The 21,460-nt window shown below is 70.4% G+C and carries 20 protein-coding genes and 1 pseudogene; 11 read left to right on the plus strand and 10 right to left on the minus strand.

Annotated features, from left to right (window positions below; translation table 11 throughout):
- Window positions 1-406: 406 nt before the first annotated feature.
- Window positions 407-604, minus strand: coding sequence for a hypothetical protein (locus DKL51_RS34290; RefSeq protein ID WP_109942655.1), 198 nt, complete (start codon window positions 602-604; stop codon window positions 407-409).
- Window positions 605-921: 317 nt separating this feature from the next.
- Between DKL51_RS34290 and DKL51_RS34295 the strand changes: the two genes are divergently transcribed.
- From DKL51_RS34295 to DKL51_RS34310, 3 genes are all read left to right on the plus strand, one after another.
- Window positions 922-1,329 carry a DUF805 domain-containing protein gene (locus tag DKL51_RS34295; RefSeq protein WP_109942654.1) on the plus strand — a complete coding sequence of 136 codons (408 nt, stop codon included), beginning with the start codon at window positions 922-924 and terminating at the stop codon, window positions 1,327-1,329.
- A 1,333-nt stretch (window positions 1,330-2,662) separates the two neighbouring features.
- The gene (locus DKL51_RS34305; protein ID WP_341477410.1) at window positions 2,663-3,316 is read left to right on the plus strand and encodes a Scr1 family TA system antitoxin-like transcriptional regulator; all 654 of its coding nucleotides are present in this window, start codon (window positions 2,663-2,665) and stop codon (window positions 3,314-3,316) included.
- Between the two features lie 138 nt (window positions 3,317-3,454).
- Window positions 3,455-4,270 carry a HEAT repeat domain-containing protein gene (locus DKL51_RS34310; protein ID WP_123826992.1) on the plus strand — a complete coding sequence of 272 codons (816 nt, stop codon included), beginning with the start codon at window positions 3,455-3,457 and terminating at the stop codon, window positions 4,268-4,270.
- A 252-nt stretch (window positions 4,271-4,522) separates the two neighbouring features.
- On the opposite strand, the pseudogene DKL51_RS34315 reads toward DKL51_RS34310, so the two are convergent.
- The 3 genes and pseudogenes from DKL51_RS34315 to DKL51_RS34325 all read right to left on the minus strand — a co-directional run.
- A pseudogene (locus DKL51_RS34315) lies at window positions 4,523-4,789 on the minus strand (helix-turn-helix domain-containing protein); the annotation flags it as partial.
- An 81-nt stretch (window positions 4,790-4,870) separates the two neighbouring features.
- Window positions 4,871-6,046 carry a low temperature requirement protein A gene (locus DKL51_RS34320; RefSeq protein WP_124813316.1) on the minus strand — a complete coding sequence of 392 codons (1,176 nt, stop codon included), beginning with the start codon at window positions 6,044-6,046 and terminating at the stop codon, window positions 4,871-4,873.
- Between the two features lie 181 nt (window positions 6,047-6,227).
- Complete coding sequence (locus DKL51_RS34325) at window positions 6,228-6,683, minus strand: VOC family protein (RefSeq protein ID WP_109942650.1); 456 nt, start codon at window positions 6,681-6,683, stop codon at window positions 6,228-6,230.
- 263 nt (window positions 6,684-6,946) lie between these two features.
- Here DKL51_RS34325 and DKL51_RS34330 point away from each other — a divergent pair, with 263 nt between their 5' ends.
- The 4 genes from DKL51_RS34330 to DKL51_RS34345 all read left to right on the plus strand — a co-directional run bounded on the left by DKL51_RS34330 (window position 6,947) and on the right by DKL51_RS34345 (window position 10,040).
- The gene (locus tag DKL51_RS34330; protein WP_260428778.1) at window positions 6,947-7,561 is read left to right on the plus strand and encodes a dihydrofolate reductase family protein; all 615 of its coding nucleotides are present in this window, start codon (window positions 6,947-6,949) and stop codon (window positions 7,559-7,561) included.
- 2 nt (window positions 7,562-7,563) lie between these two features.
- A complete protein-coding gene (locus tag DKL51_RS34335) occupies window positions 7,564-7,920 on the plus strand; it encodes a YciI family protein (RefSeq protein ID WP_109942649.1) in 357 nt (118 codons plus the stop codon).
- A gap of 2 nt (window positions 7,921-7,922) precedes the next feature.
- Entirely contained in the window at window positions 7,923-9,182 is a 1,260-nt protein-coding gene (locus DKL51_RS34340) for an RNA polymerase sigma factor (RefSeq protein WP_109942648.1), read from the plus strand.
- Window positions 9,183-9,263: 81 nt separating this feature from the next.
- Entirely contained in the window at window positions 9,264-10,040 is a 777-nt protein-coding gene (locus tag DKL51_RS34345) for an HAD-IIB family hydrolase (protein ID WP_109942647.1), read from the plus strand.
- 58 nt (window positions 10,041-10,098) lie between these two features.
- Here DKL51_RS34345 and DKL51_RS34350 read toward each other — a convergent pair whose 3' ends face one another.
- Window positions 10,099-10,944, minus strand: a complete 846-nt coding sequence (locus DKL51_RS34350) for an SDR family oxidoreductase (RefSeq protein ID WP_109942646.1) — start codon at window positions 10,942-10,944, stop codon at window positions 10,099-10,101.
- A gap of 121 nt (window positions 10,945-11,065) precedes the next feature.
- Between DKL51_RS34350 and DKL51_RS34355 the strand changes: the two genes are divergently transcribed.
- The 3 genes from DKL51_RS34355 to DKL51_RS34365 all read left to right on the plus strand — a co-directional run bounded on the left by DKL51_RS34355 (window position 11,066) and on the right by DKL51_RS34365 (window position 14,446).
- Window positions 11,066-11,419 carry a winged helix-turn-helix transcriptional regulator gene (locus DKL51_RS34355; protein ID WP_243420542.1) on the plus strand — a complete coding sequence of 118 codons (354 nt, stop codon included), beginning with the start codon at window positions 11,066-11,068 and terminating at the stop codon, window positions 11,417-11,419.
- Between the two features lie 122 nt (window positions 11,420-11,541).
- Window positions 11,542-13,326: a pectate lyase-like domain-containing protein gene (locus DKL51_RS34360; RefSeq protein WP_109942644.1), complete on the plus strand. Its 1,785-nt coding sequence runs from the start codon at window positions 11,542-11,544 to the stop codon at window positions 13,324-13,326.
- Window positions 13,327-13,567: 241 nt separating this feature from the next.
- Window positions 13,568-14,446, plus strand: a complete 879-nt coding sequence (locus DKL51_RS34365; protein ID WP_207783716.1) for a trypsin-like serine protease — start codon at window positions 13,568-13,570, stop codon at window positions 14,444-14,446.
- A gap of 75 nt (window positions 14,447-14,521) precedes the next feature.
- Here DKL51_RS34365 and DKL51_RS34370 read toward each other — a convergent pair whose 3' ends face one another.
- Both DKL51_RS34370 and DKL51_RS34375 read right to left on the minus strand, forming a co-directional pair.
- Window positions 14,522-15,118, minus strand: a complete 597-nt coding sequence (locus DKL51_RS34370) for an ATP-dependent Clp protease proteolytic subunit (protein WP_243420544.1) — start codon at window positions 15,116-15,118, stop codon at window positions 14,522-14,524.
- 137 nt (window positions 15,119-15,255) lie between these two features.
- Window positions 15,256-15,888: a helix-turn-helix domain-containing protein gene (locus tag DKL51_RS34375; RefSeq protein WP_109942643.1), complete on the minus strand. Its 633-nt coding sequence runs from the start codon at window positions 15,886-15,888 to the stop codon at window positions 15,256-15,258.
- A 191-nt stretch (window positions 15,889-16,079) separates the two neighbouring features.
- Here DKL51_RS34375 and DKL51_RS34380 point away from each other — a divergent pair, with 191 nt between their 5' ends.
- Window positions 16,080-17,096 (plus strand): potassium channel family protein, encoded by a 1,017-nt coding sequence (locus DKL51_RS34380; RefSeq protein ID WP_109942642.1) that lies wholly within the window; start codon window positions 16,080-16,082, stop codon window positions 17,094-17,096.
- Between the two features lie 125 nt (window positions 17,097-17,221).
- Here the strand turns inward: DKL51_RS34380 and DKL51_RS34385 are convergent, their stop codons facing one another.
- The 3 genes from DKL51_RS34385 to DKL51_RS34395 all read right to left on the minus strand — a co-directional run.
- Window positions 17,222-18,256 carry a 2-oxoacid:ferredoxin oxidoreductase subunit beta gene (locus tag DKL51_RS34385; RefSeq protein ID WP_109942641.1) on the minus strand — a complete coding sequence of 345 codons (1,035 nt, stop codon included), beginning with the start codon at window positions 18,254-18,256 and terminating at the stop codon, window positions 17,222-17,224.
- Window positions 18,249-20,096, minus strand: coding sequence for a 2-oxoacid:acceptor oxidoreductase subunit alpha (locus DKL51_RS34390; protein ID WP_109965012.1), 1,848 nt, complete (start codon window positions 20,094-20,096; stop codon window positions 18,249-18,251). Before DKL51_RS34390 ends, DKL51_RS34385 begins: the two co-directional genes overlap by 8 nt.
- Window positions 20,097-20,402: 306 nt before the next feature.
- The coding region (locus DKL51_RS34395; protein WP_124813318.1) for a hypothetical protein at window positions 20,403-21,460 on the minus strand (1,058 nt) is incomplete at its 5' end.

Genomic DNA, 21,460 nt, shown 5'->3' on the forward strand with positions numbered 1-21,460 from the left:
TCACGAGGTCTCCGTGCTGATGGTCTTCTTCGTCGATGAACCATCTACCGGAGACCTCGCTACTTATCGATCACCGACGCGCCGGAATCTCATCGCCCACCACCGCCGACTTCGACACACGGCCTAGTCGCCGCAGACCCAGACACCATGTCAGGAAAGGCCAAGAAGGCCCACCAGTACGCCATCCCGATCGTCCATCCCACCGCCTACCAGAAACTCCTGGCCGGACTCACCGCCGCCGTCTTCTAGTTATCCAAACCAGGAGAGGCAGCCACGAGGCAGCGAGAAGCCCAAGAACGGGCGGTAGGAGACGGTGCCGGGCGGCGCCGAAGCCTTGCTCTGCGGCTTAAGACGGCATCAGAAGGCATCGAACGGTGCTCCGTGCCCGCGTTCGGGACGAAGCGCGCTAGCTCGCCGACACGTCGTCAGGCGCCGGCGGCTGCGCTGCCCGCTCCTTGGCTAGGTCGTCGATGATCCATCGCAACGCCGACACGGCGTTGGAGTACCGGAGGTACCGAGGGTTCTGGTTGGACTTTGGCTCGCACTGCTCCCGCATCCGTCGGAGCTCGTCAATCATCCGCTGCAACCGGTCCTCGTGGTTCATAGCCGACAGCGTGCCCGGTAGCGATCCCGGCGGCAATGGGCAGTGGTCTAGACAAGATCATCGGGCACAAGGCGGGCACAACTAACGCCGACAAGGGCTCTCAACCGCTGTAAGGCAACGGAAGGCTCGGCCCGGGTCAGGACGGCGATCCGTCCGATCTGAGGTGATCCACAGACCGCCGGACAGGTTCAAGGTTCAAGTCCCAGGCCCCAACCGGCAGGGGCAGCCGAACGGCCATTGACCGCCCGCCGCCCGTCTGCTTGGCTGCGTCGCAGTTGACCTTGCAGGTCTGAATCTCTCATTGCGCTGGAGAATGTATGTCCCCCGTTGATGCCATCAAATCCGTCCTCTCCCAATACGCCGGCTTTGGCGGTCGAGCTCGCCGATCCGAATACTGGTGGTTCTTCCTCTTCACCCTGATCCTCGGCATCGTCGCCGGAATTCTGGACGGCGCGCTGGGGACCGACATCGGGTCGGATCCCAGCTCTACCGGCGTCATCGGGATCATCGTCAGCTTGGCCCTGCTACTGCCGGGCCTGGCCGTTGCCGTGCGGCGACTTCACGACACCGACCGCTCGGGCTGGTGGCTGTTGATCGGACTCGTGCCTCTCGTGGGGGGCATCGTCCTGCTCGTGTTCTTCGTGAAGGACGGCACGCGGGGAGGTAACCGGTACGGTGCCGACCCGAAGGAGGCTCCGCAAGCCGCCGCCCCCAGCATGGCCTGACAGGGCCCGTCGAGTGGCTGCTTGCTAGAGCTAAGCCAGCCCAGGAAGCCCATGCCGGCGGTGACAGCGCACGACTGTCGCCGCCGGCGCCACTCATCGGTCTTTGGCCAGCGCGAGCAACTGTGGCCACGCCAGTGCCAGAGGCAGCAACAAAGCAGCAAGCCCTTTGATGCAGACCGCTACTACGCATCAGAGGACGCTTGGCGCCAGGTACGGATCAGCACCGCCCGGCATCCACCGACACATAACGGCAGTGTGGTTCCGGCTCCGCCAGCGGGGGTCGAAGCTCCGTCTCGACCTGGTCGCCGCACGGAAGTACAGCAACCCACTGCACCGTCACAGCCGACCGGCTGAAGCTCGCGACCTGCGTAGAGGACCGTTACCGCCGTCTTAGCGGTCGAGATCGCGCCACGGTTGCAGCGTCGATCTTGCGGGGTGTCGGGCCAACTAACAGGCCGAACGCCGTCATCGAAAAGGGGCACCGGTGCTGCCGGGATGGCTAGTTGACCTTGACCGAGCGGCATGAGCATGATCAACAACAGCCCAGGGACGCGGAGGGGAGGAGGTGATGCGTGATGTCGAACGTGATTCGTAGTGCTTCGCCGCTCGCCAAGATGTTCTGGTGGACCATGGTGCTCTGCACCGGTGGGATGTGGGCGCTGGTGCGGGGACGTCCGCGCTAGACGCTGCCCGTGCGGGGCGAGGGTGACGTGGTGGGCACCGGGGTGGACCGGTGTCCATCTTGCTGCCCGCCCCGCGGGTTCAAATCCTGCTGCCACCGCTCGTGAAATGCGAGAACGCCCGGCCGATCCTGTCGGATTGGCTGGGCGTTCCGCTCCTGACCCCGGTAGTACAAGATCCGGAACACGCGCGGAACGATCGAGGGCAAGCCGGGTATGAGTCGGGCCATTTGGCCTGGTAGACCGACGTGGCCAGCTGCAAGCGCTAGCCACTTCCTAAACCGTGTGTCGCAGGTTCGAATCCTGCCGGGGGCACCACGTCAGGTCCTTGATCATTGATCACTGTTCCGCCTTCCGGGGCTTTCGTGCCCGCTGCGTGCCCGATCGCCTGGTTTCCCGCGCTCGGCTCGCGTCCAGGTGCTCGGCGACCTCAGCATCCCGGCCATCGATGGCACGGGCGTAGTGGCGAGTCGTCACGCTGGCATTGGCTTGCCCGAGCCGACGAGCGGCCACCAGGACGCCATGGGAGTCCGCGACCCAGCTCGCGTGAGTGGCCCGCAGATCGTGCGGTGTCACGTCGCCCAGCCCAGCTGACCGCACCGCAGCCATGAACTGGCGCGGTCGAGGTCTCCCGACTAGAGAACGGTCGCCAGATGCGGGCCCCCGCCGACCTGTACGCGTGGCCCGCGCCTGCGGCGCCGAGGACACCGCCGCGCAGGACCTGTTGCGGATGCTCGGCGAGGTCCAGGCCGCGCACCGCGGCTGGCGTCGCCGGATGCGTCAGGGTCCGGCCGCCGTCCAGGACAGCTACAACCTTGCTCGTCGCCGAGTCCCGCGTGATCCGGCATTTCGAGACCGTGTACGTGGCAGGGCTGCTCGAGACCGCCGACTACGCCCGCCGCGTCCTGGCCGAGATGGTCGAGCTGCACAACCTCGACATCGCCGACGTGGACGCCGCCGTAGCCACCCGGATGCAGCGCCAGCAACTCCTCTACGACACCAGCAAGCGGTTCGAGTTCCTGCTCGCCGAACCCGTACTGCGATGGCTCCTGCAAACCGTGGTTGGCGTACCGAATATCCGCTTCGGCATCCTGCCTCTCGGGGTCCCGCTCGCCACCACCCCGCAGAACTCCTTCCAGATGTACGACGACGTCGCCATCGTGGAGACCTTCGTCGGCGAGACCACCTACCGCGACGACGAAGCAGCCACCTACACCAGGGCCATCGAACGACTCTGGAACGACGCCGTCACCGGTGAAGGCGCCCGGAGACTAATCGTCCGCGCAGCACAGGAACTTCAGAGCTAGCACGGCCGGACAGCGCAGACGCGCAGACCGCGCTGTCCGCGGCTGCCTAGTCCCAGTTGTTGCTTGACCGATCCGTCCCACCAGCTGCTTGACAAATGATCTAGCCGCAGGCTGGCTAGCGGATCTAGGTTGTCTCCTGTGCGTGACCGACTCCGTGAGCTGACTGACCGTGACCGTGAGGTTCGGTTGGAGGCACTGCGTGCGCTCTTGGCTGGGGCCGAGAGAGGGGATGCGGCCGCGAAGCAGGTCCTCGAGGAGATCGTGACCGGGTACCGCAACTTCGACCCCGAGATCTACTCCCGCGCGTTGAATCTCCTTGTGCTGTTCGGTGATGAGTCGCTGGCCGAAGCGCTCCTTGCTGCGCTTGCCGACGAGGAGTACGGATGCCAGGCGTGGGCGGCGACCGACTGCGGCATCCTGCGCCTTCAGACGGCCGCCCCGCTGTTGATCGACCTACTTCGCCACCCGGATGCTCTCGCCCGCGAGAGCGCCTGCGAGGCTCTGGGAGAGATACGCGACCCCACCGCGGTCACGCCCCTCGCGCAGGTGCTCGACGACCCAGCGGAGCACGTCAGAGCAGCTGCCGCATGCGCCCTGGCCGACATCGGTGACGACGAGGCGATCGAGCACTTGTGGACTGCGTTGGAGTCGCCCCGCCGGCCCGTGCGTGCCGGCTACCTGTCGGCCGCGCTGGCGCACCCTGCAACCAAAACGCTCGACCGTCTGATCCAGGCGACCTCACACGACGATCCCGAAGTGCGCTTCTGGGCAGCACGAGCACTCGGCGCTACCGGCGACGAACGAGCCGAGGAGCTGCTGACGCACCTCGCCGCCGAGGACGCCACGGTGCGAACCGGCGGGCACGTCAGTACCGCCGCCAAGAAGGCGCTGAAGACGCTGCGAAACATCCGTAAACACCGGCGGAAAGCACGCGCCCGAGAACAGACCACGTGATCTCGTCAAGCAGGTACTGGGACTCCGATCTCAAGCATCTACCGGGACAGCACGTCGCGCTGCCCGCCGCGCTGTCCACGCATTGCCGAATTCCGCTCTATCAAATCAAGGTGGCCCGCAAGCGGGCCGCGCCGGCCCGACCCGGCCTGATGGCGACCTCCGGCCGGCATCGGCCGGGCCGGCCGGCCAGGCTGGCGGAGGACAAGGACAGAGGGCTGAGGCGGCACGATCGCCGTCAGGGTTGCTCGCCATCGAGGCATGGCGGGGACGGCCTCCCGCCCACCGAGGGTCCAGGCAGGCCAGACCGATCTCGTTGAGCCGGTGGATAACATCCCGGACGGTATCCTCGTCGGCCTGCACCAGCTGGGCGATCACTGGGACCCGGTTCCCGCCAGCCGAGGCCGGCAGCATCATCGCCCGCCGGTAGCGCACCGAACTGGTGCTGCCCCGGCGCACGATCTGCTGCAGCCTCTGCCCCTCCTGGTCGGTCAATCTGCGTACGCGGACAGGCTCTGACACCACACCCCCGGCGACGGACGGACGTCTCGGGATATCCAACCGCCGCAGCATCCAACCCGGCGAACCTATGTGGTCACAGCACTAGCGGGGCGGGGACGGCTCGGGCGGGCGTCCCCTCGCGCGGGCGGCGTCAGTGACGGCGATCCCGGCCAGGACCGCGGCTGCGGCGAGAGCGGCCAGCAGCGGCGGCGAGAACAGCATCGCCGGTGTCAGGGCGGCCAGCACGAGGAGCCCGATCGCCCGATTCCGGGACACGCGGCTGAACACCCTGTACTCGAAGCGGGCGAGTCCGGCCAGGAACAGCGCGGGTCCGCCGAGGAGGATGGCGACCCAGGCCGGTGGCGTGTGTCCGAGTGGATGGGCGATGACGAGTTCGTCGCCGACGGCGGTGGCGACGATGCCAGCCAGCATGATCAGATGGGCGGCCAACGCCGATCGGGCGAGGCGGTCCGGATCGGGGGCCGCCGCGATGGCAGCGGGCAACAGTTCTCCAGCGGGTTGGATGTAGATCCGCCAGAACAGTGCCGTGCCGACGAACGACACCACGAACGCGACGGTTCGATCAGCCGCGAAGCCGCTGCGGGTGAGGCTCGACGCGGTGACCAGGATCAATTCGCCGAGCGCGATGATGAAGAGCTGCCGGTACCGCTCGGCCAGGTGCTCGGCCCCGACCGACCACTCTAATCTGCGTGAGCGGCCCAGCCCCGGCGTCGGGAAGCGAAGAAAGCCGCCCGTGTAGTCCACCGCGACGGCCAGCGTCCACAGGACCCCGCGCGCCGTACCCGGCACGAGCGCACCCGCGATCCACGGCACCGCCGACACACTGAACCAGAACAGCAGCCGGATGGTTCTGCGCTGCAACTCGTGGCCCCGCAGAGCGAGGACGAGGAACAGTTGGCGGCCGATGTGCATGGCGACGTACACGCCCGCGAAGACCAGACCTCGCTCGCCGAACGCGTCGGGCAGCGCGACCACCATCAGCAGGCTGCCGAGCATGGTCGCGGTGACCAACAGCTGTATCGCCGGCTGTTGCGGGTCGTACAGGTCGGTTGTCCACGCGGTGATGGTCCAGATCCACCACATGGCCAACAGCAGCACCAGCGTCTGGCAGGCGCCGCTCCAGCTGAGATCCTGGATCAGCCCTTGCGAGAGCTGGGCGAGCGCGACGACGAAAACCAGGTCGAAGAACAGCTCCAGGAAATTTGACCGCCGCGGCTCCCCGGGCCTGCGCAGCAGTTTGGCACCGCTCGTCGTCATCTTCCCGCCCGTTCGGGCCGCACGGCCAGAGCCCGCGCGGCGTAGCGGAGCGCACGCCGGCCGCGGCGGCGAGCTGGCGAGGTTGCGCTTACGGCGTCTGCGGATGTCATGGACGTTTGCGGGCTCGAAGGACGGCGGATGCTGGCGCCGGGGCGGCCACCTGCGGCGGGTGGAAAGGCAATCAGCTCGAACCGGCGGGCGGGTTGGCGAGGATGCCGTGCAGCAGTCCGGTGGCCTGCCCGACTTCGATGAGGTAGCCGTCGGGGTCGCGGAGGTAGCAGCGCAGCTCGGCCTTGCGGTCGAGCGGTTCGGTCAGGAACTGTGCGCCTTTCGCCTGGGCGTCGGCGTAGAAGGCGGCGATGTCGGCCACCCGAATGTTGAGGAATGCGGACACCGGGTCGCCCAGCTCGGGCGGGGTCAGCGTGATGTCGGGCTTGTCGGGGGTCGGTCCTCCGCCAGGGTTCATGATGATCCAGCTGTTGGCGACCCGGACGATCGTGGGGTTTTCGGCCAGGACGACCTGCCCATCGAAGATGTCGGCGTAGAACTCCCGCGAGACCGCTGCGTCGCGCACAGTCAGGAAATGCGTGACAACCAGCCCCTGCCGTGGCACGGGTAGGTCGTCGCGGTCCACCATCGGTGTCTCCTCACGGGTGTGTCGTCCTACCGGCGCGGGTGGTGTCAGCCGGCGGGTCGGTCTCCGCACGCCGCGCGGTCCCAGCTTCCCAGCTGCGCCGCTGCCGCGTGGGCCCTCTCCAGAAACTCCGACAGCGGCTGGCTCGTGAGGCGAGGGTGTGAGCCAGGTCACATCAATTGGTGGGTCGTGGTGTCGAATTGGCGTTCGGCCCGGCCGTGGACATGGTGAGGGCCGGCGCGAGGCCGGCGACTGAAGGAGGAACCGTGCGACTCACGCTCACCACTTTCCTGACCGTGGACGGCGTCATGCAGGCACCCGGCGGGGCGGACGAGGACCGCGCCGGCGGGTTCGACCTGGGCGGCTGGCTGCCGCCGCACTTCGACGAGACCGTCGGCCAGTACATGGGCGAGGTCCTCGACCGGGCTGACGCGTTCCTGCTCGGCCGCCGGACGTACGACATCATGGCCGCGTTCTGGCCGCACGTCACCGACCCGGCGGAGGGCGGGCCGGACAACCCGCTCAACCGGCTGCCCAAGTACGTCGCCACGAACCGGACGGACGAGCTGACCTGGGCGGGCAGCCACCGCCTGGAGGGCGACCTGGCGGAGGCGGTCACCGAGCTCAAGGACCGCCCCGGCCGCGAGCTGCAGGTGCACGGCAGCGGCGCGCTCGCCCGGTCGTTGATGCGGGAAGGGCTGATCGACACGTACCATCTGTTGATCTTCCCGGTGGTCCTGGGCCGCGGACACCGGCTCTTCGCCGACGGCGTACCGCCCGCCGGGTTGCGGCTGGCGGACAGCCGGACGTCCGGCAGCGGCGTGACCATGCTGACCTACGAGAGCGCCGGTGCGCCGGTCTTCGGCTCGGTGGAGGGATGACGATGGCACAGACCAAGTACCTGCTGAGCGTGTACGGAGTCGAGGGCGCCCCGGCGCCGACGGCAGAGCAGATGCAAGAGGCGTTCGCGGCGGTCGACGCGTTCAACCGGCAGTTGCAGGAGAAGGGCGCCTGGGTGTTCGCGGGCGGTCTCTGCCCGCCGGACACCGCGACCGTGGTGTCGGTGTCGGAGGCCCAGGTGATGACCACCGACGGGCCGTTCGCGGAGAGCCGGGAACACCTCGGCGGCTTCTGGGTCATCCAGGCCGCCGACCTCGACGAGGCGCTGGAGTGGTCCCGCCAGGCGAGCGTGGCCTGTGCCAACCCGGTCGAGGTCCGCCCGTTCCAGTCCGACGTCTGAGGGTGGCCGACCGCGTCGACGTCGGCGACCGCATCGCCGCCGTCTTCCGCGAGGAGCACGGGCGCGTGGTGGCCACCCTGGTCCGTCTCCTCGGCGACATCGACCTCGCCGAGGAGGCGGTCCAGGACGCCTTCCTGGTCGCTGCCGACCGGTGGCCCCGCGACGGGCTGCCCCCGAACCCCGGCGGCTGGATCGTCACCACCGCCCGCCGCCGCGCCATCGACCGGTTGCGCCGCGACACCATGCGCGAGGAGCGGCAGGAACGCGCCGTACGACTCCAGGAACGCCTCGACGACCAGCCGGAGGAGGACACCGCCGTGCCGGACGACCGCCTCCGACTGATGTTCACCTGCTGCCACCCGGCGCTCGCCCAGCCGGCCCAGGTGGCGCTCACCCTCCGGCTGCTCGGCGGACTGGACACGCCCACGATCGCCCGAGCCTTCCTGGTCCCCGAGGCCACCCTGGCCCAGCGGCTGGTTCGGGCCAAACGCAAGATCCGCGACGCCCGCATCCCGTACCGGGTGCCCACCGACGCGGAGTTGCCGGACCGGCTCCGGCCCGTCATGGCGGTCATCTACCTCGTCTTCAACGCCGGGTGGATCGCCGAGGGCGGCACGCTGGTCGACACCGAGCTGTGCGGCGAGGCGATCCGGCTGGCGCGGCTCCTCGTCGAACTCATGCCCGACGAGCCGGAAGCCATCGGCCTGCTCGCGCTGCTGCTCCTGCTCCAGGCCCGGCAGCCGGCCCGCACCGCCGCCGACGGCACCCTGGTCCTGCTGCCCGACCAGGACCGCAGCCGCTGGGACCCGGCACTGCTCGCCGAGGGTCGCACGCTCGTCCGCGCCTGCCTGCGACGTGGCGCTCCCGGCCCGTACCAGATCCAGGCCGCGATCAACGCCGTGCACAGCGACGCCGCCACCGCGGACCAGACCGACTGGGCGCAGATCCTGGCCCTGTACGACCACCTGCTGGCGCTTCAGCCCACCCCGGTGGTCGCCCTCAACCGGGCGGTCGCCGTGGCGGAACTCCACGGCCCCCGGGTCGCGCTCGACCTCCTCGACCAGCTTGACCTGCCGGCGTACCAGCCGTTCCACGTGGTCCGGGCCGAGCTGCTGGCCCGCGCGGGCCGCAGCCGGGAGGCCCTGGTCGCGTACGACGCCGCGCTCGCCCTCACCGCCAGCGAGGTGGAACGGGACCACCTCACCCGCCGCCGGGCAGCGCTGCCGGACCCGGGTCACGTGTCGAGGTCAGCTGGAACGTGACAAGCGGGTCTTGCAGTGCGGGAGGAATGCCGTCGGTACGCTGCTAGACCTGGCCTGCCCGCGACGACATGGTGGTACCTGATGAACGATCTTCGAGTGGTGGCGTTCGACCTGGACGACACCCTGGCTGTCTCCAAGTCCCAGATCGATCGTCGCATGGCGGAACTGCTCGGCCACCTGCTCACCGAGGTCGACGTCCTCATCATCTCCGGCGGCCGCTTCGAGCAGTTCCAGTCGCAGGTGCTGGCGCACCTGGACCTGACCGAGGAGCAGCGGCGCCGGCTGCACCTGATGCCCACCTGCGGCACCCGCTACTACCGCTGGCAGGACTCGGACTGGCGGCAGGTCTACGCGGAGGATCTGACCGAGGCGGACAAGGCCCGGATCGTCGAGGCGCTCACCGAGTCCGCGAAGGCATTGAACCTCTGGGAGGACAAGACCTGGGGTGACGTGATCGAGGACCGGGGCAGCCAGATCACCTTCTCGGCGCTGGGCCAGTCCGCCCCGCCGACGGAAAAGTACGGCTGGGACCCGGACGGCGCGAAGAAGCGCACGCTGCGCGACGCGGTCGCCGAGAAGCTCCCCGACCTGGAGGTGCGCGGGGGCGGCTCGACGTCCATCGACGTCACCCGCAAGGGCGTGGACAAGGCGTACGGCATGCGCAAGCTGCTGGAGTGCCTGGACCTCAAGCTGGACAACGTGCTCTTCGTCGGCGACCGGCTGGACCACGGCGGCAACGACTACCCGGTCAAGGCCATGGGCATCCAGTGCGTCCCGGTGACCCGCTGGGAGGAGACGGCCGACTACGTGGAGGCCCTCGTCGACGACCTGGTGAAGCTGCGCGAAGAGCGCGCGTAACGGCTGACCGTGCGCGGCCGCCCCGGGTCATCGACCCGGGGCGGCGGCGTGCACGGCGTCAGAGCGCGGCGCGGATCGCTTCGGCGGGCGTGGTCGGCGCCCGGCCGAGCAGCTTCGCGAGATCGTCCCCGACCTCCAGCTCACCCTGCGCGAGACCACGGTCTCCGTCGGCGAGCACCGCCGCGTACCCCTCGGGCAGGCCGGCCGCGACCAGCAGCTCGGTGTACTTGTCCACTGGCAGGTCGAGGTAGGAGACCGTGCTGCCGGTCTGCCGGGAGATCTCGGCGGCCAGCTCGGTCAGGGTGAACGGCGCCCCACCCAGCTCGTACACCCGGTTGGTGTGGCCCTCGGCGGTGAGCACCACGGCGGCCGCCTCGGCGTAGTCGGCGCGGATGGCCGCGCTGACCCGGCCGTCACCCGCGGCGCCCGCGACGCCGTGCTGGAGGTACGTCGGGAGCTGGGCCGTGTAGTTCTCCAGGTACCAGCTGTTGCGCAGGAAGACGTACGGCAGGCCGGAGTCCCGGATCAGCTGTTCGGTCGCCTTGTGCTCGGCGGCGAGGACCAGGCTGGAGCTGTCCGCCTTCGCGATGCTGGTGTAGACGATCAGCCCGACGCCGGCCTCCTTGGCCGCGGTGACGACGTTGCCGTGCTGGACCACGCGTCGGCCGACCTCGCTGCCGGAGACGAACATCAGCTTCTCGGCGCCCGCGAACGCGGCCTGGAGCGACTCGGGGTCGTCGTAGTCGGCCCGCACCGTGACCACTCCGCGCCCGGCGAGGTCGGCGAGCCGGTCGGTGTCCCGGCCGACCGCCACGACCTGGTCGGCCGGTACCCCACGGCCGAGCAGCGACTCGATGATCAGGCGGCCGAGCTGGCCGGTGGCGCCGGTGACGACGATGGACATGGGAACTCCCTCTGCTCGCGACAAGAACTGTCCTCCCACGGCAACGGGAACATCGGTGCCTTACTTCCCGTTGGAGAGTAGGCACCTTCAAGTTCGGTACGCACTGAAAGAGAGTGGCAACGTGAACCCGGACCCGTTCAGCCGCAACTGCGGCAGTCGCAAGGTCATCGACCGGATCGGCGACCGCTGGAGCGTCCTCGTCGTGCTCACCCTCGCCGACGGGGAGAAGCGCTACGGCGAGCTGGCCGAGCGGATCGACGGGATCAGCCAGAAGATGCTCACCCAGACCCTGCGCGGCCTGGAACGCGACGGCATCGTCACCCGGACCGTGCACGCCAGCGTCCCGCCCCGGGTCGACTACGCGCTGACCGACCTCGGGCGCAGCCTGCTCGACCTGGTCGCCGGCCTGGAGGAGTGGGCCACCCGGCACCTCGCCGAAGTGGAGGCCGCCCAGGCCCGCTACGACGCCCGCTGAAGTCCCGGAACCGGCAACGTCTGGCGCCACCGGCGTCGATGCGGTAGGAACAGGACGTCGCGGTCGTGAGAGCGCTCTCCCACTCTCCCGACCGACCCGTCCCACCACCGACAGGCAGGCCGATGAGACCACTCGACCGTTCCCGCCGCCGTTTCCTCACCCTCGCCGCCGCCTCCGCCGCCTCGCTGACCGCCGCCGGGCTCGATCCCGCGCCGGCCTCGGCCGCATCGTCGGAGGCCGACCGGCCCGACCCGGACTTCGGCCCCAACGTCTTCGTGTACGACCCGTCCACCCCGACCGCGGAGATCCAGTCCACCCTGGACCGGCTCTTCGCCGCGCAGGAACACAACGAGATGGGCGCCGACCGGTACGCCGTGCTCTTCAAGCCCGGCCGGTACGAGGTCAACGCCCGGCTCGGCTACTACACCACCGTCGCCGGCCTCGGCCGGCACCCCGACGACGTCGACATCCACGGCGCGGTACGCGTCGTCGGCCAGCCCGACCCGAACTCGCCCGCCGGCATCTCCGCGCTCACCAACTTCTGGCGCTCGGCGGAGAACCTCTCCGTCACCCCGACCGACTGGTCGAACCAGTGGGCCGTCTCCCAGGCATCGCCGATGCGTCGCGTGCACATCCGCGGCATCCTCTGGCTCGAGCCGGGCAACGGCGGCTACTCCAGCGGCGGCTACATCGCCGACTCGAAGGTGGACGGCATCACCATCAACGGCTCCCAGCAGCAGTGGCTGACCCGGGACAGCGAACTCGGCGGCGACTGGACCAACGGGGTCTGGAACCAGGTCTTTTCCGGCGTGCTCGGCGCCCCCGCGCAGGGCTTCCCGAACCCGCCGTACACCACGCTGCCCACCAGCCCGGTCACCCGCGAGAAGCCGTACCTCTTCGTGGACGGCGACGGTGCCTGGCGGGTGGCCGTACCCGCGCTGCGGCACGACACCGTGGGCACCACCTGGGGCGCGGGCGCCGGCGCCACGCCGTCGCTGTCGCTGGACGACTTCTTCATCGCCCGGCCGACCGACTCCGCACAGAAGATCAACCAGGAACTGTCCCGGGGTCGGCACCTGCTGCTCACCCCGGGCGTCTACCACCTGGACCGGGCACTGCGGGTCAAGCACCCGGACACCGTCGTGCTCGGCCTCGGCATGCCGAGCCTCGCCCCGACCACCGGCGACGCGGCCTTTCGGATCGAGGACGTGGACGGCGTACGGGTCGCCGGCGTGCTGGTCGACGCCGGGCCGCAGGAGTCGGAGGTGCTGGTGGAGGTCGGGAAGCCGAACAGCCACCGCTCGCACGCCACCAACCCGATCTCGCTCCAGGACGTCTTCTTCCGGATCGGCGGGCCCGGGGTCGGCCGGGCGGTGACCAGCCTGGTGGTCAACAGCCGGTACACCATCATCGACAACCTCTGGGCCTGGCGCGGCGACCACGGTAACGGTATCGGCTGGACCTCGAACACCGCCGACACCGGCGTGGTCGTCAACGGCGACGACGTGATCGCGTACGGGCTCTTCGTCGAGCACTTCCAGCAGTGGCAGACCATCTGGACCGGCGAGCGCGGCCGGACGGTCTTCTACCAGAGCGAACTGCCCTACGATCCGCCGAGCCAGGGCGCCTGGCGCAGCCCGACCGGTCGGGGCTGGGCGTCGTACAAGGTCGCCGGGCAGGTCCGGGAGCACGAGGCGTGGGGGCTCGGCGTCTACTCGTACTTCAACCAGGGCGTCGACATCCGCTGCGACCGGGCGATCGAGGTGCCCCGCCGGGCCGGCGTGCGCTTCCACGACATGGTGACCGTGTTCCTCGACGGCAGCGGCGGCATCGAACGCACCATCAACGAGACCGGCACCCCGGTCGTCGGCTCGTACGGCACCAGCCCGGTGGTCAGCTACCCGTGAGATGAGCGCGGGCGCAGCGCGCCGGCGATGTAACGAGAATTCGCCGCAACGCGCTGCGCCCGACACACGGTGCGGAACCCGTGGCGACGGTCATAGGCTCCCGCGTATATCGAGGACCGGCACTCGCGGCCACCCCGGGACGGGTTGTCGGACGCGATCGAGGGGGCGTGTCCGGCACCGGCCGTCGTCGATACCTCGAACACCTACGGGGGACCTGTCTCCCCTGGAACCGGAGGATCCTTTGCGTCGTTCCGCACTGTTCGCATCCCTGACCACCGTGGCGGTCGCCGCGGTCATGGCCGCTGCCACCCCGGCGTCGGCCATCAACACCTACAACGCCCAACCCGCACCGGAGCGCCACGAGGTCGGCGCCCTGCTGGTCCAGTGGGACCGGGACGGCGACGGCATCTCGGAGACCATCGACTGGTACTGCTCCGGCACGATGATCGACAAGAACACCTTCCTCACCGCCGCCCACTGCACCACCGACTGGTCGCCCGGTGTCCGCTTCTTCGTCTCGCTGGCCGACGACGTCCAGGGCGCGTTGGACAAGGCCAAGGCCGACGGGCTCACCCCGTCCCAGACCGCGGCCACGGTCGGAGTCGAGGGCGCCGACCACACCAGCCCCGACTATCCGGGGAACTCGGCCGACGCTCACGACATCGCCGTCATCGAGTTCACCGACGCCCAGGCCGCGGCGCTCGCCAGTCGCTGGCCGTTCACCCCGGCGACCCTGCCGGCCGCCGGCCAGCTCGACGCGATGGGCTCGCGGGCGCTGGACGCGGCCACCTGGCAGGTCATGGGGTACGGCACCCAGGAGGCCATGAACGGCCCCGGCGGCCAGACCCACCCGGGCGGCGGCGTCCGGATGAAGGCGGAGGTCGGCTTCGACGCGCTCAACCCGACCTGGGTCCGCCTCGGAATGGAGGAGAGCCGGGACTACGGCGGCGCCTGCTACGGCGACTCCGGCGGCCCGAACTTCGTCACCATCGACGGCAACCTGGTGCTCGCCGGCACCACCATCACCGGCGACACCCCCTGCTATGCGACCAACGTGGCGTACCGGATGGACACCCCGAGCGCCCGGGGCTTCCTCGACGAGTTCGTCGATCTGCCCTGATACCCACGTACCACCGGCGGCCGGCGGGGCTCACCCCGCCGGCCGCCCCCGTGTCGGCCGGCGGGACCCGGCCGGTCAGGCGGGAATCTGCTCCGCGCGGCTGATCACCTGGTCGATCAGGCCGTACTCGCGGGCCTGCTCCGCGGTGAACCAGCGGTCCCGGTCCCAGTCGCGCTGGATCTCCTCCAGTGTCCGCCCGCTGTGCTGGGCGATCAGCTCCTGCATGGTCCGCTTCACGTGCAGCATGTTCTCCGCCTGGATGGTGATGTCGGCGGCCGTGCCGCCCATCCCGCCGGAGGGCTGGTGCATCATGATCCGCGAGTTGGGGAGCGCGAAACGCTTCCCGGCCGCCCCCGCGCAGAGCAGGAACTGTCCCATCGACCCGGCGAGGCCGAGCGCCAGCGTCGCGACGTCGTTCTTGACGTAGCGCATGGTGTCGTAGACGGCCATCCCGGCGCTGACCGAGCCGCCCGGCGAGTTGAGGTAGAGGAAGATGTCCCGGTCGGGGTCCTCGGCCGCGAGCAGCAGGATCTGCGCGCAGATTTGGTTCGCCGAGGCGTCGGTGACCTCGGTGCCGAGGAAGATGATCCGTTCCCGCAGCAGTCGCTCGAAGACCTGGTCACCGAAGGACCGCTGCTCCCCGTCCAGCATCCACACGCCGTGCCCGATCATCATCGCGACCGCCCTCCACGTTGCCGGCGGGCGACTCCGCACGCCCGGGGACCGGCGCTTCCAGCCTGCGGCGGGTGGCGAGCGGGTCCCAGCGATTCTGCCGGCGGCAGATCCGCCGTGGGCAGAACCGATCCGGCCTACGCCGCGGTCAGCCGCCGCCGGCCCACCCGGGCCCGCCTGCGCGCCAGCACGCCGGCGGTACGCGGACGGGCGCGCCCGGCCGGTGCGGCGGGGATCAACCGGACGCGCAGCCCGGCCCCGCCGACCGTCGACCCGGCGTGCGCCGACAAGCCGCCCACGGACACGACGGGCCCGCTGATGCCGTGGGCCGATCGGACGCCGTGAAGCGTGCGCCCCGCCGTGCCGGCGCCCGGCAGCGAGCGGTCGCCCACGGCATGCACCGTGCCGACGTCCGCTCGGTGATCGACGTCGGCGTGGAAGCCGATCCGCAGGTGCGGCCCGGTGTCCTCCCGGCGGGCGACCGGCACCCGGTCGAGCCGGGCCAGACCCGCCCCGGACGTCGCGGGAACCCGCCGTTCGACCCGGCGCAGCTCGTCGCGGGCCTCCTCGAGCAGGTCGGAGAGGTTGATCCCGAGGGCCCGGCAGATCGCCGCCAGCACCTCCGAGGATGCCTCCTTGCGGCCGCGTTCCACCTCGGACAGGTAGGGCAGCGACACCCCGGCCGCCTGGGCCACCTCGCGCAACGTGCGGCCCTGCCGCAGCCGCACCCGCCGCAGCACCCCGCCGATCACCCGTCGCAGCAACGACATACGGGCCTCCTCGCGGTCGTCGAGCCGGGACCTCCCCATCATGCCCGCTGGCCGTCGCCGCCGGTGGCCGGGCCTGGGCCCGGCCCTCACCGGAACCCCGGGGTATTGATGGCGGCCACCCAGCAGGCCGAGCGGCGGCGTACCCGCTATGTTGTCCACGTGCAGGCGACGGCGGCGGAGCAGGACCGACGGTGATCCATTTTCCCGCGCAACGGCGGGGGCCGCTGAGCGCGCTCAGTCTGCGCCTGCTCGCCGCCCTGGCCCTGGTCCTGGCCGTGGTGACCGCGGTCTGGATCGACCGGGACGGCTACCGCGACGTCAACGAGGACGGCCTCACCCTCCTCGACTGCTTCTACTACGCGGTGGTGTCGCTCTCCACCACCGGGTACGGCGACATCACCCCGGCGGCGCAGTCGGCCCGTCTGGTCAACGTCCTGTTCGTCACCCCGGCCCGGGTGATCTTCCTGATCATCCTGGTCGGCACCACCCTGGAAGTCCTGACCGAGCAGTACCGGACCGGCCGTCGCCTGTCGCGGTGGAGGAGAACCGTGAAGGACCACGTCATCATCTGCGGCTACGGCACGAAGGGCCGCAGCGCGGTCTCCGCCCTGCTGGAGAACGGGCTGGAGAAGTCCAGGATCGTGGTGGTGGAACGCAGCGGCGCCGCGCTGCGGCAGGCCACCTCGGCCGGCCTGGTCGCGATCGAGGGGTCGGCGACCCGCTCGGCGGTGCTGGAGGAGGCGCACGTCCGCAGCGCCAAGGCCGTCATCATCGCGACCGACAGTGACGATGCCTCGGTCCTGGTGGCGCTGACCGTCCGGCAGCTCACCGCCGGTCAGGTCCGGATCATCGCGGCCGTACGCGAGGCGGAGAACGCCCCGCTGCTCAAGCAGAGCGGCGCGCACCACGTGATCGTCTCGTCGGCTACCGCCGGCCGGCTGCTCGGCCTCTCCACCTCCGCCCCGCCGCTGATCGACGTGGTGGAGGATCTGCTCACCCCCGGCCAGGGCATGGCGCTGGCCATGCGGTCGGCGGAGCGGGACGAGGTGGGCCGGTCCCCGCGCCAGCTGGAATCGCTGGTCATCGCCCTGGTCCGCCGGGGCAAGGTGGTCACCCTCAACGACCGGGCCGGCGCGGTGATCGAGACCGGCGACATGCTGGTGCACGTCCGCGACGACCGCCCCCAGGCCGCCACCTCGGCCCCCTGACCCCCCGCGCGCCCGCGCCGCTGGGGGCCGAACTCTCACGAAAAGAGGGGCCATTCTCCGCGGAATGGCCCCCTCTTTCGTGACATTGTGCGGGTCTTGGTGACCCGCTGGCGGTCAGTGCCGGGTCAGAGGATGGTCCAGGTGTCGCCGCTGGACAGGAGGCCGGCGAGCTGCTGCTCGGGGGTCTCGGTGACCTTGGCCTTCGCCGTGGCGACCTGCTCCTGCACCACACTGTCGTAGGACGGGCGGGTGACCGAGCGGAACACGCCGATCGGGGTGTTGCGCAGGTCCAGCCCGGGCAGCCGGGACAGCGCGAAGGCGTACGCCGGGTCGGTGACCGTCGCGTCGTGCACCACGATCTCCTCCGCCGGGGTGCCCGCCGTCTCGCGGACCTCCAGACCGAAGCCGCCCGGCGGGTGGACGACGCAGAACTGCCCGTCCTTGCCGAACGTGATCGGCTGCCCGTGCTCCAGCCGGATCAGGAAGTCGTCCCGGGTGGCCGGCTCCTTGAGCTGGTCGAACGCGCCGTCGTTGAAGATGTTGCAGTTCTGGTAGATCTCCACGAACGCCGAGCCCTGGTGCTCGGCGGCGGCCCGGAGCACCGACTGCAGGTGCTTGCGGTCCGAGTCGATGGTGCGGCCGACGAAGGTCGCCTCCGCGCCCAGCGCCAGCGAGATCGGGTTGAACGGCGCGTCCGCCGAGCCCACCGGGGTCGACTTGGTGATCTTGCCGACCTCGGAGGTCGGCGAGTACTGCCCCTTGGTCAGGCCGTAGATCCGGTTGTTGAAGAGCAGGATCTTGAGGTTGACGTTGCGGCGCAGCGCGTGGATCAGGTGGTTGCCGCCGATGGAGAGGGCGTCACCGTCACCGGTGACCACCCAGACCGACAGGTCGGGGCGGGACACCGACAGGCCGGTCGCGATCGCCGGCGCGCGGCCGTGGATGGAGTGCATCCCGTACGTGTTCATGTAGTACGGGAAGCGCGACGAGCAGCCGATCCCGGAGACGAAGACGGTGTTCTCTCGGGGGATGTTCAGCTCCGGCATGAACTGCTGGACGGCGGCCAGGATCGCGTAGTCACCGCAGCCGGGGCACCAGCGCACCTCCTGGTCGGACTTGAAGTCCTTGGCGGTGAGCTTGAGGGCGACGGGCTCAGACATTCTTCAGGACCTCTTCCAGCATCGTCTCCAGCTCGGCGGCGGTGAACGGCAGGCCGCGGACCTGGTTGTAGCCGATCGCGTCGACCAGGTACCGGGCCCGGATCACGTGGGCCAGTTGGCCGAGGTTCATCTCCGGGATCACCACCCGGTCGTACGAGCGCAGCACCGCGCCCAGATTGGCCGGCATCGGGGCCAGGTGGCGCAGGTGCGCCTGGGCGATGGAGAGGCCGCGCTGCCGCAGGCCGCGGCAGGCCGCCCCGATGGGCCCGTACGTCGAGCCCCAGCCGAGCACCAGCACCCGGGCGTCGCCGTCCGGGTCCTCGACCTCGACGTCCGGCACCGGGATCGTCTCGATCCGGGCCGCCCGGGTCCGCACCATGAAGTCGTGGTTCGCCGGGTCGTACGAGATGTCGCCGGTGCGGTCGGCCTTCTCCAGGCCGCCGATCCGGTGCTCCAGCCCGGGGGTGCCCGGGATGGCCCACGGCCGGGCCAGGGTCTCCGGGTCGCGCAGGTACGGCAGGAAGGTGGTGCCGTCCTCGCCGTTGGGCTGGGTGGCGAACTCGACCCGGAGGTCGGGCAGGGACTCCACGTCGGGCAGCAGCCACGGCTCGGAGCCGTTGGCGACGTAGTTGTCCGACAGCAGGATCACCGGCGTGCGGTAGGTCAGCGCGATCCGCGCCGCCTCGAGGGCCGCGTGGAAGCAGTCCGCCGGCGACTTCGGCGCGATCACCGCGACCGGGGCCTCACCGTGCCGACCGTAGAGGGCCATGTTGAGGTCGGCCTGCTCGGTCTTGGTCGGCATGCCGGTGGACGGCCCGGCCCGCTGCACGTCGACGATGACCAGCGGCAGCTCCAGCGCCACCGCGAGGGAGATCGTCTCGCTCTTCAGCGCCACGCCGGGGCCGCTGGTGGTGGTGACGCCGAGCGAACCGCCGTACGAGGCGCCCAGGGCGGCGCCGACCGCGGCGATCTCGTCCTCGGCCTGCATGGTGACGACGCCGAACCGCTTGTGCTTGCTCAGCTCGTGCAGGATGTCCGAGGCCGGGGTGATCGGGTACGCCCCGAGGAAGACCGGCAGCCCGGAGCGGACCCCGGCGGCCACCAGGCCGAGCGAGAGCGCCGCGTTGCCGGTGATGTTCCGGTACGTGCCGGGGACCATCTTCGCCGGCTTCACCTCGTACCGGACGGAGAAGTTCTCGGTGGTCTCGCCGAAGTTCCAGCCGGCCCGGAACGCGGCGATGTTGGCCGCGACCAGCTCGGGCCGGGCGGCGAACTTGCGCTCGAGGAAGCGCAGGGTCGACTCGTACGGCCGGGAGTACATCCAGGAGAGCAGGCCGAGGGCGAACATGTTCTTGGCCCGCTCGGCGTCCTTCTTGGACACGTCGTGCTCGGCCAGTGCGCCGACCGTCATCGAGGTCAGCGCCACCGGGTGCACCACGTAGCCGGCGAGCGAGTCGTCCTCCAGCGGGCTGGTCGTGTAGCCCACCTTGGCCAGGTTGCGCTTGGTGAACTCGTCGGTGTTGACGATGATGTCGGCGCCGCGCGGCAGTTCGGCCAGGTTGGCCTTGAGGGCAGCCGGGTTCATCGCGACCAGCACGTTCGGGGCGTCACCCGGGGTGAGGATGTCGTAGTCCGCGAAGTGCACCTGGAAGCTCGACACGCCGGGGAGGGTGCCGGCGGGGGCCCGGATCTCGGCGGGGAAGTTGGGCAACGTGGAGATGTCGTTACCCAGCTGGGCCGTCTCGGAGGTGAACCGGTCACCGGTGAGCTGCATGCCGTCGCCGGAGTCGCCGGCGAACCGGATGACGACCCGGTCCAGTTGACGGATCTGCTTGGTCACGCTTGCACCTCGCTTCGCTCAGCGCCTCGACGCGGGCGGCTGAACATGTTGGTGACCCCGCCTTGCCCGGCCACGTGACCTCCTTGACGCGCCGCTGCGTCCGGTCCATGGGTGGCCGGCCCGCTGTCGTTTCTCACCTCAGAGCCTACGTCGGATGGGGGGTCCGACCTTCTCGGAGGTGGCGAGAGTGGGACGCATTCCGGCCCGACTTTGACCGGCTTTGGGGCGGTTTGTGAACCACGTCGTAATCCAGATCACCGGACGGCGGCCCGGGCCGGGACGCCGATGGTCGGCGTCCCGGGCGGCTCATCCGGCGGGCGTCGTGTTCGCCTCGGGCGCCGACTCGGTCATCCGCCGGCGCAGCGAGGTGGTCGCCAGGGCGAGGGCGAGCACCACCAGCAGCCCGGAGACCGCGATGAGGGTGATCGCCGTCTGCTGTACCGAGCTGAGACGACCGTCGTCGGCGCGGGCCTGCCCGGCCGCGGCCAGCACCCCCTGGGAACCGGTCGGGGCGGGGGTGCCGATCGGCGTGGCCATGGCGGCCGCCGCGGTGATCCGGAAGCTCATCTGCATCTGGCGGGTCCGCCCGCTGCGCGGGTCGAGCCGGCCGATGACCGCCCCGGCCAGCGGGGCGTGACGCTGGGCCTCCGGTGTCGCGACCACCGGCAGGCGCAGGCTGGCGGTGCGCCCGGCCGGCACCGTCCCGACGTCGCACCGGGTCCTCGTCGGGGCCACCGCCGTGCAGCCCACGGGCAAGGTCTGCGGGGTCACCCCGTCGGGCAGGATCACCTCGATCCGGCCGGCCGCGTCGACCCGGCCCGTGTTGCCGAGCTGGACGGCGACGGCGCTCGGGCCGCCGCTGATGTCGAAGACCACCTCGTCGGCGCGGAGCGAGATGCCGGGCACCGGCGGGCCGGGCGGGAAGAGCACGGCGAAGCCCTCGTCGTCCGCCGCCGAGCCGGAGACGCCCGGCGCGGTCGCGGTGACCTGCACGGATCCGCTGAGCGGCATCCAGCGCCACGCCTTCCCACTGACCCGTACCCGGACGGTACTGCTGAACCGGGCGCCCGGGGCGGCGCTCCACTCGCCGCAGCGGTAGGTCCCGCCACCGGCGGACGCGCATCCGGGGGTGCCGGCGTCGGTCAGCCCGGCCGGCAGGGTGTATCCGAGGCGGATCAGCTCGGGCGCGCTGCCGGTGTTGGTCACGGTCACCCGCAGCCTGGTCACCGTGCTGCGGGCGTTCCAGTAGTCCGCGCCGAGCCAGACATCCTCGGTGGTCACCCGAACCCCGAGCTGGCCGGAGGCCGGCCGGCCCGGTCCGGCCGGAGGCGCCACCGTCGGTGCGGGCGGGGGCGCCTCCGGCC

It is taken from the genome of Micromonospora globispora (assembly GCF_003857015.1).
Lineage (GTDB): Bacteria > Actinomycetota > Actinomycetes > Mycobacteriales > Micromonosporaceae > Micromonospora > Micromonospora globispora.

What these genes read in the sequence shown, in the direction of transcription:
- DKL51_RS34290 (WP_109942655.1), bottom strand. Translation starts at nt 604, where the DNA reads ATGAACCACGAGGACCGGTTGCAGCGGATGATTGACGAGCTCCGACGG.
- DKL51_RS34295 (WP_109942654.1), top strand. Translation starts at nt 922, where the DNA reads ATGTCCCCCGTTGATGCCATCAAATCCGTCCTCTCCCAATACGCCGGC.
- DKL51_RS34305 (WP_341477410.1), top strand. Translation starts at nt 2,663, where the DNA reads ATGCGGGCCCCCGCCGACCTGTACGCGTGGCCCGCGCCTGCGGCGCCG.
- DKL51_RS34320 (WP_124813316.1), bottom strand. Translation starts at nt 6,046, where the DNA reads ATGACGACGAGCGGTGCCAAACTGCTGCGCAGGCCCGGGGAGCCGCGG.
- DKL51_RS34325 (WP_109942650.1), bottom strand. Translation starts at nt 6,683, where the DNA reads ATGGTGGACCGCGACGACCTACCCGTGCCACGGCAGGGGCTGGTTGTC.
- DKL51_RS34335 (WP_109942649.1), top strand. Translation starts at nt 7,564, where the DNA reads ATGGCACAGACCAAGTACCTGCTGAGCGTGTACGGAGTCGAGGGCGCC.
- DKL51_RS34345 (WP_109942647.1), top strand. Translation starts at nt 9,264, where the DNA reads ATGAACGATCTTCGAGTGGTGGCGTTCGACCTGGACGACACCCTGGCT.
- DKL51_RS34350 (WP_109942646.1), bottom strand. Translation starts at nt 10,944, where the DNA reads ATGTCCATCGTCGTCACCGGCGCCACCGGCCAGCTCGGCCGCCTGATC.
- DKL51_RS34360 (WP_109942644.1), top strand. Translation starts at nt 11,542, where the DNA reads ATGAGACCACTCGACCGTTCCCGCCGCCGTTTCCTCACCCTCGCCGCC.
- DKL51_RS34370 (WP_243420544.1), bottom strand. Translation starts at nt 15,118, where the DNA reads ATGATCGGGCACGGCGTGTGGATGCTGGACGGGGAGCAGCGGTCCTTC.
- DKL51_RS34375 (WP_109942643.1), bottom strand. Translation starts at nt 15,888, where the DNA reads ATGTCGTTGCTGCGACGGGTGATCGGCGGGGTGCTGCGGCGGGTGCGG.
- DKL51_RS34385 (WP_109942641.1), bottom strand. Translation starts at nt 18,256, where the DNA reads ATGTCTGAGCCCGTCGCCCTCAAGCTCACCGCCAAGGACTTCAAGTCC.